This window comes from Streptosporangium sp. NPDC049046, assembly GCF_040649155.1.
Lineage (GTDB): Bacteria > Actinomycetota > Actinomycetes > Streptosporangiales > Streptosporangiaceae > Streptosporangium.
Genome location: NZ_JBEZEZ010000010.1, coordinates 309,052 through 324,895, shown reverse-complemented (window position 1 = coordinate 324,895; position 15,844 = coordinate 309,052). Strand labels below are relative to the sequence as shown.

Sequence of the window (15,844 nt, the reverse complement as noted above, 5' to 3'; positions counted from 1 at the left end):
CAACCCTTATACCAGGGGCTTCTCTACGTCAGGGCCGAACCCAGCAACCCACAGCAAGCTCACGACCTGCGACACCAGGTTGGAATCAGCTCACTGAGAACGAGCGGGCTGTGCTCCTGGGCAAACCGCCCCGGCACCTGACCCCCTTCCTCTCGGGCATGATCTCTGAGAACGGAGGCGTCAAGGATCTTCCTATATGAACCGAAATCCGAAGCCGGGACAGACAGATCGATCCGAGTGTCCTCTGAAATATAGATACGGGCAGCCGCTTCGTCAGCGGGATCTCGCCCTGCTCAGATGGCGGGTACGAGTCGGCGGAGAGTGATCCCTAAGACAGTGTTGGCGCATCGGCTGCCGCACAGCATTCTGTTCGATCATCATGCAGACCTTCCCGGTCATCAGATAGCCGATTCGGCAGTGCACGTGAGCCCGCGACGGAGTACTATTCGCTCTGATATGGGAATTGGCGGAAGCGTAGGCGTCGGACCATTCCGGGTAAGCGCCGGTGTGAGTTCGCGCAGCGCAGGCGATGGCTGCGCGGGCGTCATGGTCATCGGGCTGGTCGTGCTTTTCGCGATCTGGCCCCACATGTTGTTCACCTCGATGGCCCGCAAGCTGCATCTGGGAGCCATCTCCGAATCCGGGTTAGCTTGGGGCGCCGAAGCGCTGTGGATCGAATTTCTGCTCGTACTGATGATCTCCGCGAACGGCGGTGGCTCTTTCCTCCGGACCCTTTATTCTGGGGAGCCAGGCCAGGGAACAGGGCAGCGAGCGCTCCGCTTCTGCGCGGTTGCAGCGCTTCCCGTTACTCTCGCGGCAACGATGGCGATGGCGATGGCCAGCCAGGAAAGCTCGCCTCAGCAGGCATTCCCGCCCTCGGCACCGACAGCTACGCAGAACCTGACACCGCAGGCGATCACGCCGCCCCCGGGAATTTCAAATGAGGCCCAAAGCGCCGCTGTGATCCGTGTTCTCAGAGGAGATACCATACGCGTGCGGTTTCGGGAAACCAGCAAAGTTCGGACGGTTCGACTAGCCGGCGTTCGCGCACCCAAAAGACAGGAATGCTACGCGATCGAGTCCACGGCATCACTGAGAGCCGTTCTCTCTCCCGGTGCACGCGTTTGGCTCACAGAAAAAAACCCTTCGACGGTGTTCATTTGGGACCATATGGGTTCATTGATGAATGAGCACGCTATTACCTACGGCAGCGCCCGAGTGGCGCGGACTGATCTAACGAGTCAAAGACTAAAGGATTTCGTCAAGCGAGAGAAACACGCAAAGGCCATCAAAATTGGCATGTGGTCCACCGCGGCCTGCCCGCGCTAAGCTCGCATTCCCGCCCCACGTAGAGCTGCAAAAAACGCTCGTAACGCTTCGACATTCGAGCACTGCCAAACAATGTCAATGTCGATATCCGGTCCAGTAACGGTGAGACGGCCGTACTCGACAATGGGTAGCTCGCGGTTATCTTTGAAACGCCTGTCCGGCCCGCCATTTTTGTTGACGTAAAGCCACGTGCTGCCGATGATTCGCGTGTCGGACGGCACTTGCTCATTCTCCACCGTTCGCGTGCACGCGAAAGCGACGCGCAACGCCGGATACGGCAGACTGAGAATCTGACCACCGCCATGCAGCAGCACCACGTCGGGGAAGAGATGTAACCTGAAACCCTTCACCCGTACCGTCGGTACGGGAATGTCCACAACGAGCGTCTTCGGGCCGACCAGATCAGAGTGAGCGGCCTTGCGCCGGAAAAGTTGAGAGGCACCGGCATTGGTCTTGCGTTGGTGATCGTTCGTAACAGCCTGCTCGTGAGCAACAAACCACAGGCGCTGCGCTCGCTGGAGACCTCTCATAGCGTTGACGATCTCGTGGAACGCGGGCGAGATGCCCTGAGGGTCGTAGTGGACGTTAACCTTGGCACCGCGACGGTCGAGCAACCCGATCATCAGGGTCGCTGACAGCCCAACGGCGTTGACGAGTAGGCCTTGCTCCATGAGGGCGAGCGAGACCACCTCGGTGGCCAGTAGCGCGACGGGCCACCATCGCCAGCGGGCGGCGGCCTGCCGCAGCCGCAAGGCGATATCGTCCGCCGGAGCTGCTGGAAAAGTCCTGCTCACTCGCTCACCGTGCCAAGCAGGACCTTGCGTAGAAAACGTCCGTACGAGACATGTCGGTACGCCTGCAATTCCTTAATCAGGTCGTGCTCTTCCCGGATGAGCGCCTGGTTCCTTACCCGCTCTTCCGAGATACGCCGGTTGATGTCCTGCACCACAAGCGTCGCGCTCTGGACTCGCAGATCGTGTTTGTCAGTCAGTTGCTTTATCTCCTGGGCCTGCTTCTGGGTGAGGGCAAAGCGACGGGACGCCCTGTCTCTCCGGATAGCGTCGCGCTGAGCCTCGACACGCTGCCGCTCGGCTGCATACTTCGCCTCGATCTGCTGAAGCATGCTCTGTGGTAGAGCAGTAGGCAGGCCAGGCTGCCGCAGGGCACGAGCGAGATGTGCGTTGCGCCATTCGCGCAACGCGACGGCTCGGGTCTCGCCCACGCCGTGCACGTGGACGGATCGGCCGTTGGTGAGCACGATGCGCACCTCAGGCCGTTGACCGTAACCACCGGCCGTGTACACGACATCCGTGAAATCAGCGGGTGTCGTGATTCCGTGAGCCCGAAGGCTGGCCACACTGCCCTCACCGATGCCGGTGATATGGCCAGCCCCAAGAACGAGACGCTTGAGATAGTCGTCTACATACTTCTGCTGCAGAAGTGCCAGTGCCTCGTTGATCTCGCCTTTCTTTTTGGACGACATCGACAGAATGCGCGCGTCGAATGGACTCACCCCCTCCGTCGTCGTCCGGTCGAACGCGTCGAGTTCATAACGCTGGCGTTGCCGCAGATCCTGGACCTCTTTGGAACTGGCCTGCGTCTGTCGCACGTTGTCCATCTGGCACCGGTCGCGTTCCTTCTCAAGGTTCGCCGTCTCCTTGGCTGCCAGCTTGGTTCGTCGGTGCGCCTGCTGGTGCCGGTCCGCGATCGCCTTACGAACTCTGTGCGCCGGCAGAAAGGCATAAAGGATCCGGCTGGACAGAAGCACGAGAGCGAACCCGAGCACCGCTGTCATGCTCGCTGCCAAGCCTGTTGCGGTAACCATCACGACTGACAGAGTGGTCGTGATGCCCAGCCCAAGCATGGTGAGGCGGGCCAACCGCACTAGTTGGCGGTGATCACCAAGCGGTAAGGGAACCGGTGGCGATGACGGCGTCTCCTGGGTCACGTGGCCGGCCATCCACTTTGGCAACCCTGTCTGAGCGGGCGCATGCTTGCTTGAGGCCGGGACGAAGATCTCAGGGAGTGGGACCAGGTCCGGTATCGCTGACAGTGGCCGAGTGGAGAGATCGGCGACCTGCGCGGCCAACCGGCTGACGTCGGCGACATGATGCCGGATCAGCGTCGCCATCCTGGTGGATGTTGAGACATCGGCGAAGTCGGCTTCCATGAGTAGAAGATGTTCGCCGCCCGGCTCGTGCAAGGTGTGCCAGAGTGTCGCGTCCACGGAGATGGCGACCAGAGATAAATAAATCAGCCAGTTGGAGAAACGGTCCAGGTCGGGCCCGAGTCCCGCATGGACTCGGCTCGGGGACTGGTAGTGACGATGGCCCTGCTCAGTGGCGGTCATACCCATGAGAGCAGGCACGTACATGCCGTCGTAGTCCACGAGTTTCAAGGAACCATCAGGGGTAACGAGCAGGTTGCCGTGCTGAAGGTCGCCATGGGCGATACCGGCCCTGGCTAGGTCATTAGCCAGTTCAGCAAAACGACGAGCTAGGGTGAACAGTGCGGCGTGGTCACCGAGATGCTCTTCGATCCAGCGGATCAGGCCGACAGCCTCCACCCATTCCATTCGGAGGAGAGGGTGCCACCGTCCAGCCACCATGATTCCTGTGGACTGGTAGTCGAAGCCAATTTTCCAGTGGTGCGGTAGTGCTCGTAGATGGTCGCTGACCGCCCGGTATCTCTTCTCCTGATCTGGGATGTTCCTGGTGAAACACTTAATGGCATACTTCTTGCCCGTCGCCGTGGTCACTGAGAACACACTGGCGAAGTTTCCGGAGATCGCCTTAGGCCGACCAAGGGAATCGGTCTGCGGGTGCGCCGTCTGCAGCTCAGGGTCGCGGAAGCAGAGATGGGGATTCTGCAGGGCATCGACATACTCGCCGCCACTCGGGAAGCGTATGACAGCGGTCATCGGTCACCACACAGTCACATGGATCAGAGTGGAATCGTCGTTACGCATCCGGCCGCCCATCCGCTCTTCGTCTACGAGGTCAGCGAAAGTCTGGCCACCGGCGGTGTCCAAGTTCGCGAAGGTCTCCCATGGACGCCCCTGGCGCTCCGCCTGCCCGAGAAACCATGCGGCGACCGCGTCAGTGCAAACATAGAGGTTGTCCTTCTGGCGAAGGATGCCCACGTGCGTCTTCATCCGGTCGGCGATGAGATCGCGGTCGCGACTCTTACTGTTGAGCAAGGCCGGACTGCTGGTGAAGTCAGCGGAATCAAGCATGGGAAACGATGTGAGGAGCCGGTTGTCACGAACGTGAAAAAGAGCACAGTCGCCTATTCCAGCGGCCACCCATGTCGCCAGTGAGCCTCCGTCTTCTTGCTGTGTAACCGCCAGGCCTACGACCAGAAGGGTCGCAAAAGCGCCGCGATCCATCTTGGGCTGCTCGTACCACTGGATTGGACGCCCATCCGCCTCTCGTTCCGCGACGTATTCATCGACAGAGAGCCCCCATTGCTCCGTGGCCAGCACAGCGTGATGCGCAAATGCATCACGAGTGCTGAGGACACCTGGAATGGCTGCCGTGAAATGCCGCACTAACAATCGCGCCCAGCGTCCGGCGAGAATGCTCTCCGAGGCACCGTCGGAAATAGCGATTCCGAGCCCGTCCGCCGCGACGTCCTCTAACACTCGCACGTCGGCTGTGATCGCGAAGGCGTCCTCGTACTCCTCCTCTAAGCTGCCTTCCTTGTGCAGGTGGTGGGAGGAGATGCTGGCTCGCATCGTCACCGCAGGTCGGACGCGCGCGTGCCGATGTCGAGGAACTGCACCACGGCAGTGATGTCGGCGTTGTAGACGAAGCCTCGCGTGCCGTCGCTGACAACGAAGCCTTCCTGCGCGGCGTACGAACGCATGTGCGAGGGAAGCAGACTAGACATTCCAAACAATGTACGGGCGTAGGGGTCAGGCAGGCCCGTATCGGAGTCTGGGAAGGTCACCGACGACCCTCCCGCATCCGACACATGCAAGTTAAACAGCAACACGGGGCCATCGGCGCTGGCCAAAGACTGAATAGCGGCGGCGGCAACTGTCGGGTCACCGTCGTTGGCCTCGCCATCAGTGAGATTGAGAATGATGGGCGGGAAACACGCGGGATGCTCAGAGAGCCATTTGTCCGTAAGACGGTGCGCGTACTCGATGGCCTGCCGCATCGGCGTCCCACCGTTACTCACTGGATCCATCCAGACAGGGAAGGTAACTGCGGTCTCGACCAGCCCGCCCGCACCATCAGGGACCTTCTTCGAGCGCTGCTCCACGCGCGCCGGATTCTCCGCGATCTGGCTCAGCGGCACGAGATCGCGACCAGCCAGTGCCCCGCCATAGGCCGAGCCGACGCTGTTGTGACCGTAACCCACAACGGCGACGTAAAAGTAGTCGCGGACGCCCTCTTCTTTAGCGCATTTCACGGAAAGCTCGGTGAGCAACCGATTGATCGCATCGGATACCGCAGAGGCCTTACTGCCAGGCGCTTCCCCACCAATGGGATCACTCATGGAAGCCGATTGATCAACGAGGAAGATTAGACAGGTCGGATTCGACCGGCTGATCTCCGCCAAGTAAGGCATGGGCCATCCCCCTTTCCTACGGCCGTTTGCGTGAGCTTTGCGATCCTAAGGGTTGGAACGTTGCATGTCCATGATCGATATAAGCCGCACCGCGAATTGTCCCGACTTGATGAGAAAATCAACTATTTGAGATCCTTGACCGGCTCATGGAGATCCACTCCCGCTATGGTCCCGAGCATCTGATCAGCCGGTCGGTCGGCAAGGCCTCCTTTGCATCACCTTGGCCGTACTCGCCGTGAAGGCCGCGCTGGGACGTGACCGACCGCGATGTCCCGAGGTCAATAGCCGCGGCTCTCGGCCTTCTGGCGAATCCTCGCGCTTCCGTACTGCCCCGGCTGCAGGCACACCGGGCACGGGCAGGGGAACCGACCGTGGGCCTCAGGCATGTAGCGCCAGCCGGTGACCCGGTTGACGCCCCGCACCCGGTGGATCTCCCCGGCGTCGATCGGGCGGGGTACGAAGACCTCGTAGCCTCGGGCGTCCTCGTGCCGGGCGATCAGAGCGGCCGCCTCGGCACCGGTCAGCTCGACGTGCTCTCTTCCGTAGTGACCGACACGGACCGGTTCGTCGTCGGGGAGGCGGAAGTCCACGGCGACCACGTTGCGCCGTCCGCCGCGTCGTAGTTCCCGTCCCCACTGGTGGGTGAGCTGGTAGGAGGGTAGAACCGGCAGGCAGAACACTCCCGGCTGTCCCGCGGAGTCGCGGCTGAGCGCGCGGATCCCGGCCCGCCGTACCGAGCGGATGTTGTCGGCTGCGGTGAGGTGCACGAACATGGCCAACGGGCGCGTCCTCCGGAGGGCTTCTTGCACTGTGATCGTCACCGGCAGCCTAGGGTCGTCCGTGACAGCCGGCCAACGGGTTTTCCGCCCGGGACAGCCGTCCCACCCGACGTGCGGCCCGGCGTCGCGATCATCCGTCTCCTCCGGCACGACGTGGGCCGGACCGGTCACGGCGTGGCGTCCTCCCAGTGCGGGGTATGCGATTCGACGTCCTCCGGCACGCGAATCCGTCCGTTCACGAGAACGAGTGGCGCGATCTCGGTGCTCTCGTGGAAGCGCAGGTAGCCGACGAAGGATTCGACACCGTCGGCGGGTGCGTCTGCCGAGCACCGGCCCAGCCAGTCCAGTAGTGTCCGGAGCCGGTAGAAGTCGTCGGGGTGGAGTTCCTGGCGCGCCGTCAGCGCCCAGCCGTCCGATCGCTCTCGTGCGACCAGATCGGCGACGAGCGCACCCCCTACTCGCCAGGCGGCACCTCGCCGCGCGAACACCGGCTCCACCTCCGCGTCCTCCCACTCGCAATCGGGATCGTCGGGATCACCGAGCGGATAGGTCTCCCCATATCGGTCGGAGCCGATCGGCAGCCGCTCAGGGCGTGGCCCCTGCCCCACCTGCCACCGCAGTTCGGCGAGTTCGTCGTCGGTCACCTCAGCACGAATGTTCACCGACAGCACGATTTCGTAGACGTCCCCCATCGGCACACCGTACCGTCGCGACACCCTGCGGGATCGTTCTGTGGGAATTCACGCGGGACGAGACCATCCCGGCTGGTCAGTCACCTTGGTGCGGCGGGGCGGTGCTCTCCCGGATCGTCAGCGTGGTCGCCAGTTCGAGGCCGACCTGCTGCGTTTCCTCGCCGCGGCCAAGAGCGAGCGCCAGTTCGGTGGCCGTAACGGCCATCTCGGTCAGTGGCTGGTGGACGGTGGTCAGCGGAGGGTCGACGAACGCGGCGACCGGCAGATCGTCGAAGCCGACCACGCTCAGGTCTCCGGGAATCCGCAGTTCCAGCTCGCGAGCAGCCTGGTAGACCCCGAGTGCCTGAAGGTCGTTGCAGGCGAAGATCGCCGTCGGCCGCTCCCGGCCTCCCAACAGCCTGATCGCGGCCTCACGGCCGTCCTCTCTCGTGAGTTCGGTACGCACGACGAGACTGTCGTCCATCGACAGACCCGCCGTCTCCAGGGCGGAGCGGTAGCCGTCGAGCCTGGCGCGGCAGCACAGGATGCGGTCCGGGCCTGCGATCATCGCGATGCGCCTGTGGCCAAGCTCGATGAGATGCCGGGTGGCCGACCGTCCGCCGGCCCAGTTGGTCGCTCCGACGAAAGGGACGCCGTCCGGTAGTTCGGTGGTGGGGTCGAAGACCACAAACGGAATGTCCTTGGCCCGCAACTGGTTCCGCTGTTCCTCCGACAGCTGGGCCACCGTCACGACGCATGCCGGACGGCGGGCCAGGGTCTCGTCGATCGGGTGTTCCGTGGAATCCTGGCGAGGGCCGAACTCCGTCAGCACGACACCCACTCGGTGCTCACGGGCCACCCGCTCGACTCCTCGGATGATCTCCAGACCCCACATGTCCTGGAGCTCGCCGAAGACGAGCTCCATCATGTTCTTACGGTTGGTCTTTCGATAGCCGTACTCGCTGATCAGCGCCTCTACTCGGGCACGGGTGTCGGCGGAAACGCCGGCACGGCCATTGATGACCTTGGAGACCGTCGGAACGGACACTCCGGCGGTCTCCGCGATGTAGGAAATGGTCACGGGACGCGTAGGGTCGCCTGCGGGGTGCTCTCCGTCGGAGACCGGGCCGCCCGCCTCGACGTACGACAACGTGGCCCCCTTCTTCGCGTTTCGTTCTCGCCCGGTGAGCCGTCGCGGGCCTGTTCACGGCGCGAGGACAACCCGTCGGGTTTCGCTTGAACGGCGCCGTGCGTCCTCGTCGAGCGACTCGTCGTCGAACCAGTCGCACCGGACGGTGTCCGCCGCGGCGTAGAGACCTGTCACACGCCCGGTGAAACCGCCTGCGACCTCCGTCGACGGGTATCTGCCGTCGAGTTCGGCCAGCACGTCGACCCCACCGTCCGCGTCTTCGATACCGAAACGGAGCCTATCGGGTTCTTTCACGGGATGCCGCTCCTCGGGCCGGGGGGGCGAGGATGTCGATTCGAAGCCGGACCGGCCCAGGGGCTGTGTGACGGATGGCCGCGACGGTGCGAAGCGAGCCGACCTGTGCCCAGTGCACCGGATCCCGGCGTGGAGGATCGGCCCCCGGGGAAGTACTCGAGGCTGGAACAGGCCAGGAAGTAGTCGTCGCCGACCCTGCGGATGCTCGGATCCGGGTGCGTACCGGAGATCACCGAGTTGACGAACGTGCCGTTGGTCCAGAGCTCCGCCACAGGATTTCGTATTTCCGCTCCCGCTCCTCATCGAATGATCGTCGGCCTGAAACATTCAGGAACCGTAGCCAGAAACTTTCTTCATCTCTCGCCCTCTCGTCGCCGTGGGCGACCCTCGCGACGGAGCATACATGGCTCTTGGCCTGCCTCTTTGCCTTCCTTATCAGGAAAGGACCCGCCATGTCCGATCCGAGCCTTTCATCGAGCATGTCGTCAGGGGATGGACAGCACCACTCCACCCCCTTATTTAATGTTTCCGGCCTATGTGACAGAAACTTTCTCAGCAACCGGATGGAGCGCGCATGGTGGCCGCCCTCGACTCCGGCACTTCCGCCGACACCGCCACACCGCCCACCGAGGCGAGCGAGACGGCTGTCGGCGTCCTCACCGTCGCGCCGATCGCCGCCTACCCGTTCGTCCAACACCACTTCATCAAGGAGTGCTGATCGGCGCCGTCAAAGGTCGACGCGCCCGAAGGAGGACAACCGTGAAACCGCACAGGTTACGAAGAGCCCGCTCACGGATCGGCGCCGCCCTCGCCACCCTGATCGCGTTATTGACAGTCAGCACGATGACGGCTTTCAACGCCCAGGCCGCCACCGGATGCCGCGTGGAGTACACGGTCTCGTCCCAATGGCAAGGCGGGTTCACCGCCAACGTGAACGTCACCAACCTCGGCGACCCGGTCAACACCTGGCGGCTCGCCTGGACGTTCCCATCGGGACAGCAGGTCACCCAGGCGTGGAACGCGACGGTCACCTCGTCCGGGGCGCAGACAACCGCCGCGAACATGAACTACAACGGGATCGTGGCGACCAACGCCTCGGTCTCCTTCGGCTTCAACGGTTCATGGTCCGGCAGCAACACCGCGCCCGCCACGTTCACCCTCAACGGCGTCACATGCTCGGGAAACGTCGGACCGTCTCCCAGCCCGACCCCTTCGCCGACGCCTTCCCCCTCGCCGACCCCGCAGCCGGGGGACGCGATGGCCACCGTGGCCGCGATGCAACCCGGGTGGAACCTGGGCAACACCCTCGACGCGATTCCCGACGAGACCGCCTGGGGCAATCCGCTGACGACCCAGACCCTGCTCCGGCACGTACGGTCCCAGGGGTACAAGAGCATCCGGCTGCCGATCACCTGGAGCAACCACCACGGCCCCGCACCGGACTACACCATCGACACCGCCTGGCTGAACCGCGTCCGCCAGATCGTCGACTGGTCGCTGGCCGAGGACTTCTACGTGATGATCAATCTCCACCACGACTCATGGCAGTGGATCAACGGCTACCCGGCCGACTCCACAACCGTGATGAACCGGTACAAGGCCCTGTGGCGGCAGATCTCCGGCACCTTCCGCAACCACTCGCCGAAGCTGGTGTTCGAGAGCATCAACGAGCCGCAGTTCGCGGGCACGTCCGGAGACGATCAGGGTGACCAGGTGACGAACACCTTCAACACGGAGTTCGTTCACCTCGTGCGGCAGTCGGGCGGGGGCAACGCCACCCGGCTTCTCGTGCTGCCCACCCTGCACACCAGCGGCGAGCAGGCTCGGCTGGACGCGTTGAACGCCACCATCACCGCACTGCGTGATCCCAACCTGGCCGCGACGGTCCACTTCTACGGCTGGTGGCCGTTCAGCGTCAACATCGCGGGCGGCACCCGATATGACAGCAATGTCGAACAGGACCTCGTCGGTACCTTCGACCGGGTACGGACCACGTTCGTCTCCCGCGGAATCCCCGTGATCATCGGAGAGTGGGCACTCCTCAGCTGGGATCACACCAGGCCCGGCATCATCGAGCGGGGCGAGTTCCTGAAGTATCTGGAGGCGGTCGGATATCACGCCCGGATCCGGAACCTCACCACCATGGTCTGGGACGCGGGCCAGTTCCTGAACCGCAACGAACTGAAGTGGCGCGACCAGGGCGTCTACGAGATGTTCAAGGCGAGCTGGACCACACGCTCGGGGACGGCATCCTCCGATCAGGTGTACCTGCCACGGACCGGCACGATCACCAGCCGGACGCTCACGCTCAACCCCAACGGCACCACCTTCCAGGGCCTGCGGCAGGGCGGCACCAACCTCGCCCAGGGCGCCGACTACACCGTCTCCGGCAACACACTCACCCTCACCGCCTCAGCCCTCACCAGGCTGGCCGGAAACCGCGCCTACGGCGTGAACTCCACCATCGAGGCCCGGTTCTCCCAGGGCACCCCATGGTCGATCAGCATCATCAGCTCCGACACACCGACCCAGTCCGCCGCGAGTGGCACGACCAGCTCGTTCACCATTCCCACCCAGTTCCGCGGAGACCAGCTCGCCACGATGGAGGCCAAGTACGCCGACGGCAGCCCCGCCGGACCGGCCAACTGGACCACCTACAAGGAGTTCTGGCAGAACTTCCAGCCCGACTACAACGCGAACAGCATCATCTTGAAGCCCGAGTTCTTCGCCGAGGTCAACGACGGCCGGATCACCCTGACCTTCCACTTCTGGAGTGGAAAGCAGCTCACGTACTACATCACCAAGTCCGGAAGCACCGTGACCGGCGCCACCACCTGACAGTGGCTCCCTGACAGCGGATGGAACAGGTATCGGTACCTGTTTTCGACCTGAGATTTCCACCGGTACCGGTACCTGTTCGAATTCACTCTCCCAGAGCATCGAGACCTGATCCGTCATCGCGGCCGACCTGCGGTACGGGACCGGTCACAGCGTGGCGTCCTCCCAGTGCGGGGTATGCGATTCGACGTCCTCCGGCACGCGAATCCGCCCGTCCACGAGAACGAGTGGCGCGATCTCGGTGCTCTCGTGAAAACGCAGGTAGCCGACGAAGGATTCGACACCGTCGACAGGTGCGCCGACCGAGCACCCGCCGAGCCAGTCCAGCAGTGTCCGGAGCCGGTAGAAGTCGTCGGGGTGGAGTTCTTGGCGTACCGTCAGCGCCCAGCCGTCAGGCCGCTCTCGCGCGACCAGATCGGCGACGAGCGCGCCTCCTACCCGCCAGGCGGCGCCTCGCCGCGCGAACACCGGCTCCACCTCCGCGTCCTCCCACTCGCAGTCGGGGTCGTCGGGATCACCGAGCGGATAGGTCTCCACGTATCGGTCAGAGCCGATCGGCAGGCGCTCGGGCCGCGGCCCCTGCCCCACGTGCCACCGCAGCTCGGCGAGCTCGTCGTCGGCCACGTCAGCGCGAATGTTCACCGACAGCACGAGTTCGTAAATGTCCCCCATCGGCACACCGTACCGTCGCGACACCTTGAGAGATCGTTCTGGGAGGAGTTCACACGGGACGAGACCATCGTCCGTTATCTGTCGCGTTCACCTTGTCCGCCCCGGGAGAATCGGTAGTCTGCGGCAATGCCATTCGATCATCGATCTATTGGCGCGGCAGCGCTGACGGCGGCCGTCGCACTCACCACGGCCGCCCCCTCGGCCGCGCGGGCGCACGAAGCGCCCACGACCTCGGCGGATCGCGTCCTACGGGTCTACAACAACAACATCGAGAACCTGGTCAGGAACAACGCCGACGGCTCGTGCACCCGGGTCTCGGGTCCGGACCACCTCACCTCGATGCTGGTCGACGACAACGGCCGAACCGGCACCTCGGGCGTGCAAGCACCCGACCTCCTGATCGTGCAGCAGGTGCGCGGCACCGGGCAGGCCACCGCGTACGCCGATCAGCTCTCGGCCAAATTCGGCTATCCGGCAGGCACCTACAGGGCGATCGTGGCCTGGGACGACCCCGAGGAGTGGGGCGGCACGCACAAGTGCAGTCAGCAATCGCTCGGCGACCTGAAGAAGAAGCAGACCAACGGGATCCTCTACAACACCAGAACGTTGAGCCTCGCGTCGGGCGACATCTCGAAATACTGGAGCGCGGGCTGGCTGAAGCCGGGAACGTCCTACCGCGACGGGGCCGGCTGCACGCTGTACAAACCGCCGAGCAACGACGCGAGCAGCGCCAACGAGCACAAGTGGAAGCGCACGAGCGCCATCGCCGCGAAGTTCACCGTCAAGGCGACGGGAACACCGGTGTTCGCCGCGACCATGCACCTCCCGGAAGAGAACGGGGCGAACGCCTGCGCGGGCGCCGGCTCCGCGGGCATCGCGAAATCCGGCATCCATATCGGCGCGGACGCCACGAGCCTGATGAACGCGTCGACGATCCGCGTGATCGGGATCGACGCCAACCGCACGGGCATCGCCCCGACGACGCTCGGCGGCTTCGGCATGACCGGTTACGGCACGAAGGCGACCTCCGGCTCCAGGAAGATCGACTACCTGTTCGTCAAGGGCACCGTGCGACCGTCGAGCATCGGCCACACGGTGGGCAGCACGAAGTCGAACCATCTCGCGCTGTACGGATTCATCACGTTCTGAACGGGTGAACCCGTGGGCTCCCTTGAACTGGAGCGCAGGCGTTCACATCAGCATTTCTTGGCCGACGGCACGCAGAATTGGACCTCGGGGTAGCGCGGGGAGGGCTTGCCCAGCAGGGATTGCGGCCTGCCGCGCAGGTGCAGGTCGAGGAAGGCGGCGACGTATCTGCGGGTGATGTCCATCGAGCGGGTTCCCTTCAGGCCGCCGCCGAGGTCCACGCCGAGCTGCTGGAGCAGCATGTCGTAGTCGGTGAAGGACGGGTGCAGCGCCCCCTTCACCACCAGCCAGCGTTTCCAGCCGGTCAGGTGCTCCCAGTCACGTTTCCAGGTGCTGTCGTCCGAGGGGGCGCCCATCAACATGAACGGTCGCGCCAGTCCGCTCTTGGGGATCGGGAGGAACATGCTGCCGTCCATGTTGATCCCGGCGCGCACCCGGGAATCCTTCAGCATGGTCTCCGGGGCGGCGGCCCCTCCGATGGACTGGCCCACCATCGCGATCCGAGCCGGATTGATCAGGGCGCCGCCCTTCCACCTGGGCCGCGGACCGGTCAACTGGTCGAGTACGAAGGGAATGTCGATCGTCCGGCTCCGGATCACCTTTTGGCCGAAGTCATCGTCGTTGACGTTCTCGCAGGCGGCGCAGGTGGCGACCCGCCCGTCAGGGAAGGTGGTGGCGAAGTTCTCGTAGGTGTGGTCAATGCCGGCCACCACATACCCTCTGCTCGCCAGGTCCTCGGCCAGACCCGTGAGCGAACTGCGAGGCCAGGTGAAGCCGGGCGACAGCACCACGAGCGGCAGGCTGCCCCGGCGTCCCGACGGTTCGGCGTCGGTGAAGGCGTTCGTGCGCGTCCGGCTCAGCCCTTCTGACGGTACGTTCTCCAGCTCCTTTATCCCCGAGCCCTTCAAAAGCAGCTCCGACTCCTTGGGGGTGACGTACGGCGCGCGCCGTCCAGCACGCGCTGTCGTCGGGTACCACAGGGAGACCATGAGCTCCCTGGCCTTGGCCGCGGGGACCCACGGGTCGGGACGGGAGGTGTCGGTCAGGTGCAGGGATGTCGTGCCGACCCGGTGAGGGCCGGTCGGCTTCGGGAGATACGGCGTGCCGGGTACCGCGGCAGCGGCGGGGGCCGGCGCCCAGACGATGGAGGTCGTGAGAGCGAGCAGTCCCGCGACGGCGGCCAGAAGCACGGGGCTTCTTCGCGCTGGACAGAGGTTGTCGTGTGCCATGGGGTTGATCTTGCGGTTCCGGATCGGCGCCGGCATCGACCGTGAGTCCATAACATCCTCGGCCGAACGGTTGATCTTCAGGGTTGGGGCCGTGACTGTTCGGGCCCTTGTCGCCGACGACCAGCAAACTGAAGATTCAGTAGGAATGTGCAAGGCGTCGCGAGCTTTCTTCTACCTCCGCGCACGTGGAGCTGTTGTTATTACAGCTATCGAATCCACGAAACGAAACGGATGGTTCAATCATGCGCGTCGCCATCATCACCGGAGCCAGCTCGGGCATCGGGCAGAGCGCCGCCGTCCAGCTCGCGCGGCGCGGGACAGGCGTCATCCTGACCTATCAGGGCAACGAAGCCGGAGCTCTGGACACGGTCGCGACGATCGAGAAGGACGGCGGTAAGGCCGTCGCACTCCCCCTCGATGTCGGCCGCTCCGAGACGTTCCCGGCCTTCCGCGACTCGGTGATCGCGGCACTGCGCGACACCTGGCAGCGAGACAGCTTCGACTTCCTGGTCAACAACGCCGGGGCCGGCCACATGGCCCTGTTCGAGGACACCACCGAGGAGATTTTCGACCGGCTCACGCGCGTACTCCTCAAAGGACCGTACTTCCTGACCCAGACGCTGCTGCCGCTGATGGTCGACGGCGGCGCGATCGTCAACACCACGAGCAGCTCGTCCCAATCCTTGGGCCTGGAGCCCGGCTACTCGGCGTACGGGAGCCTGAAGGGCGGTCTTGTGGTCCTCACCCGCTACATGGCCAAGGAGTTCAGCAAGCGGGGCATCCGCGTCAACTCCGTCTCGCCCGGCGTCACCCGCACCCGCATCGGCGACGACGCGTTCGCACGTTTCCCCGAGCTGATCCCCGGCATCGCCGCCCGTACCGCCCTCGGCCGGATCGGCGAGCCGGACGACGTCGGCATGGCCATCGCGATGCTGCTCGGCGAGGAAAGCCGCTGGATCACCGCACAGGACATCGAGACCTCCGGCGGGTACAACCTGTGACGACCGGGCCGCGTCGAGCTGTGGCCCGCGGCCACCGCACGATCACGGAACGCGGGATCACCGCCAGGCGAGCGTGCCGGTGGCCCCGCGGGACGCGGGGCCACCCGCACGGGAAGTGAATGCAGGGGGTGGGGGGGGTCGGTGAGCGACCCCAAAC

The 15,844-nt window shown here is 64.2% G+C and carries 15 protein-coding genes; 5 read left to right on the top strand and 10 right to left on the bottom strand.

Annotation, left to right across the window (positions count from 1 at the left end):
* The first annotated feature begins 546 nt into the window (after positions 1-546).
* Complete coding sequence (locus tag AB0B96_RS17245; protein ID WP_362899657.1) at positions 547-1,329, top strand: hypothetical protein; 783 nt, start codon at positions 547-549, stop codon at positions 1,327-1,329.
* On the opposite strand, the gene AB0B96_RS17240 is transcribed toward AB0B96_RS17245, so the two are convergent.
* The 8 genes from AB0B96_RS17240 to AB0B96_RS17205 all read right to left on the bottom strand — a co-directional run bounded on the left by AB0B96_RS17240 (position 1,326) and on the right by AB0B96_RS17205 (position 8,801).
* Positions 1,326-2,123, bottom strand: coding sequence for a hypothetical protein (locus tag AB0B96_RS17240; RefSeq protein WP_362899655.1), 798 nt, complete (start codon positions 2,121-2,123; stop codon positions 1,326-1,328). The two genes, AB0B96_RS17245 and AB0B96_RS17240, sit on opposite strands and share 4 nt — an antisense overlap.
* Positions 2,120-4,249, bottom strand: a complete 2,130-nt coding sequence (locus AB0B96_RS17235) for a hypothetical protein (RefSeq protein WP_362899653.1) — start codon at positions 4,247-4,249, stop codon at positions 2,120-2,122. Before AB0B96_RS17235 ends, AB0B96_RS17240 begins: the two co-directional genes overlap by 4 nt.
* 3 nt (positions 4,250-4,252) lie before the next feature.
* The gene (locus AB0B96_RS17230; protein WP_362899651.1) at positions 4,253-5,065 is read right to left on the bottom strand and encodes a hypothetical protein; all 813 of its coding nucleotides are present in this window, start codon (positions 5,063-5,065) and stop codon (positions 4,253-4,255) included.
* Between the two features lie 2 nt (positions 5,066-5,067).
* Positions 5,068-5,907 (bottom strand): vWA domain-containing protein, encoded by an 840-nt coding sequence (locus AB0B96_RS17225; protein ID WP_362899649.1) that lies wholly within the window; start codon positions 5,905-5,907, stop codon positions 5,068-5,070.
* Between the two features lie 278 nt (positions 5,908-6,185).
* Complete coding sequence (locus AB0B96_RS17220) at positions 6,186-6,686, bottom strand: hypothetical protein (RefSeq protein WP_362899647.1); 501 nt, start codon at positions 6,684-6,686, stop codon at positions 6,186-6,188.
* A 167-nt stretch (positions 6,687-6,853) separates the two neighbouring features.
* Positions 6,854-7,378, bottom strand: a complete 525-nt coding sequence (locus tag AB0B96_RS17215; protein ID WP_362899645.1) for a hypothetical protein — start codon at positions 7,376-7,378, stop codon at positions 6,854-6,856.
* A gap of 76 nt (positions 7,379-7,454) precedes the next feature.
* Positions 7,455-8,438, bottom strand: coding sequence for a LacI family DNA-binding transcriptional regulator (locus AB0B96_RS17210; RefSeq protein WP_362899643.1), 984 nt, complete (start codon positions 8,436-8,438; stop codon positions 7,455-7,457).
* A 123-nt stretch (positions 8,439-8,561) separates the two neighbouring features.
* Positions 8,562-8,801, bottom strand: a complete 240-nt coding sequence (locus AB0B96_RS17205; protein WP_362899641.1) for a hypothetical protein — start codon at positions 8,799-8,801, stop codon at positions 8,562-8,564.
* Between the two features lie 574 nt (positions 8,802-9,375).
* Between AB0B96_RS17205 and AB0B96_RS17200 the strand changes: the two genes are divergently transcribed.
* Complete coding sequence (locus tag AB0B96_RS17200) at positions 9,376-9,519, top strand: hypothetical protein (RefSeq protein WP_362899639.1); 144 nt, start codon at positions 9,376-9,378, stop codon at positions 9,517-9,519.
* Positions 9,520-9,644: 125 nt separating this feature from the next.
* Entirely contained in the window at positions 9,645-11,639 is a 1,995-nt protein-coding gene (locus tag AB0B96_RS17195; RefSeq protein ID WP_362899637.1) for a cellulase family glycosylhydrolase, read from the top strand.
* A gap of 147 nt (positions 11,640-11,786) precedes the next feature.
* Here AB0B96_RS17195 and AB0B96_RS17190 read toward each other — a convergent pair whose 3' ends face one another.
* Complete coding sequence (locus AB0B96_RS17190; RefSeq protein ID WP_362899635.1) at positions 11,787-12,311, bottom strand: hypothetical protein; 525 nt, start codon at positions 12,309-12,311, stop codon at positions 11,787-11,789.
* A gap of 126 nt (positions 12,312-12,437) precedes the next feature.
* Between AB0B96_RS17190 and AB0B96_RS17185 the strand changes: the two genes are divergently transcribed.
* Entirely contained in the window at positions 12,438-13,460 is a 1,023-nt protein-coding gene (locus AB0B96_RS17185; RefSeq protein WP_362899633.1) for a hypothetical protein, read from the top strand.
* Between the two features lie 47 nt (positions 13,461-13,507).
* On the opposite strand, the gene AB0B96_RS17180 is transcribed toward AB0B96_RS17185, so the two are convergent.
* Positions 13,508-14,647 carry an alpha/beta hydrolase gene (locus tag AB0B96_RS17180; RefSeq protein WP_362899631.1) on the bottom strand — a complete coding sequence of 380 codons (1,140 nt, stop codon included), beginning with the start codon at positions 14,645-14,647 and terminating at the stop codon, positions 13,508-13,510.
* Positions 14,648-14,928: 281 nt separating this feature from the next.
* Between AB0B96_RS17180 and AB0B96_RS17175 the strand changes: the two genes are divergently transcribed.
* Positions 14,929-15,687 (top strand): SDR family oxidoreductase, encoded by a 759-nt coding sequence (locus AB0B96_RS17175; RefSeq protein WP_362899629.1) that lies wholly within the window; start codon positions 14,929-14,931, stop codon positions 15,685-15,687.
* The last annotated feature ends 157 nt before the right edge of the window (positions 15,688-15,844 follow it).

Coding starts and splice junctions, on each gene's coding strand:
- AB0B96_RS17245 (WP_362899657.1), top strand. CDS start 547: ATGGTCATCGGGCTGGTCGTGCTTTTCGCGATCTGGCCCCACATGTTG.
- AB0B96_RS17235 (WP_362899653.1), bottom strand. CDS start 4,249: ATGACCGCTGTCATACGCTTCCCGAGTGGCGGCGAGTATGTCGATGCC.
- AB0B96_RS17230 (WP_362899651.1), bottom strand. CDS start 5,065: ATGCGAGCCAGCATCTCCTCCCACCACCTGCACAAGGAAGGCAGCTTA.
- AB0B96_RS17225 (WP_362899649.1), bottom strand. CDS start 5,907: ATGCCTTACTTGGCGGAGATCAGCCGGTCGAATCCGACCTGTCTAATC.
- AB0B96_RS17215 (WP_362899645.1), bottom strand. CDS start 7,378: ATGGGGGACGTCTACGAAATCGTGCTGTCGGTGAACATTCGTGCTGAG.
- AB0B96_RS17200 (WP_362899639.1), top strand. CDS start 9,376: ATGGTGGCCGCCCTCGACTCCGGCACTTCCGCCGACACCGCCACACCG.
- AB0B96_RS17195 (WP_362899637.1), top strand. CDS start 9,645: ATGACGGCTTTCAACGCCCAGGCCGCCACCGGATGCCGCGTGGAGTAC.
- AB0B96_RS17190 (WP_362899635.1), bottom strand. CDS start 12,311: ATGGGGGACATTTACGAACTCGTGCTGTCGGTGAACATTCGCGCTGAC.
- AB0B96_RS17185 (WP_362899633.1), top strand. CDS start 12,438: ATGCCATTCGATCATCGATCTATTGGCGCGGCAGCGCTGACGGCGGCC.
- AB0B96_RS17175 (WP_362899629.1), top strand. CDS start 14,929: ATGCGCGTCGCCATCATCACCGGAGCCAGCTCGGGCATCGGGCAGAGC.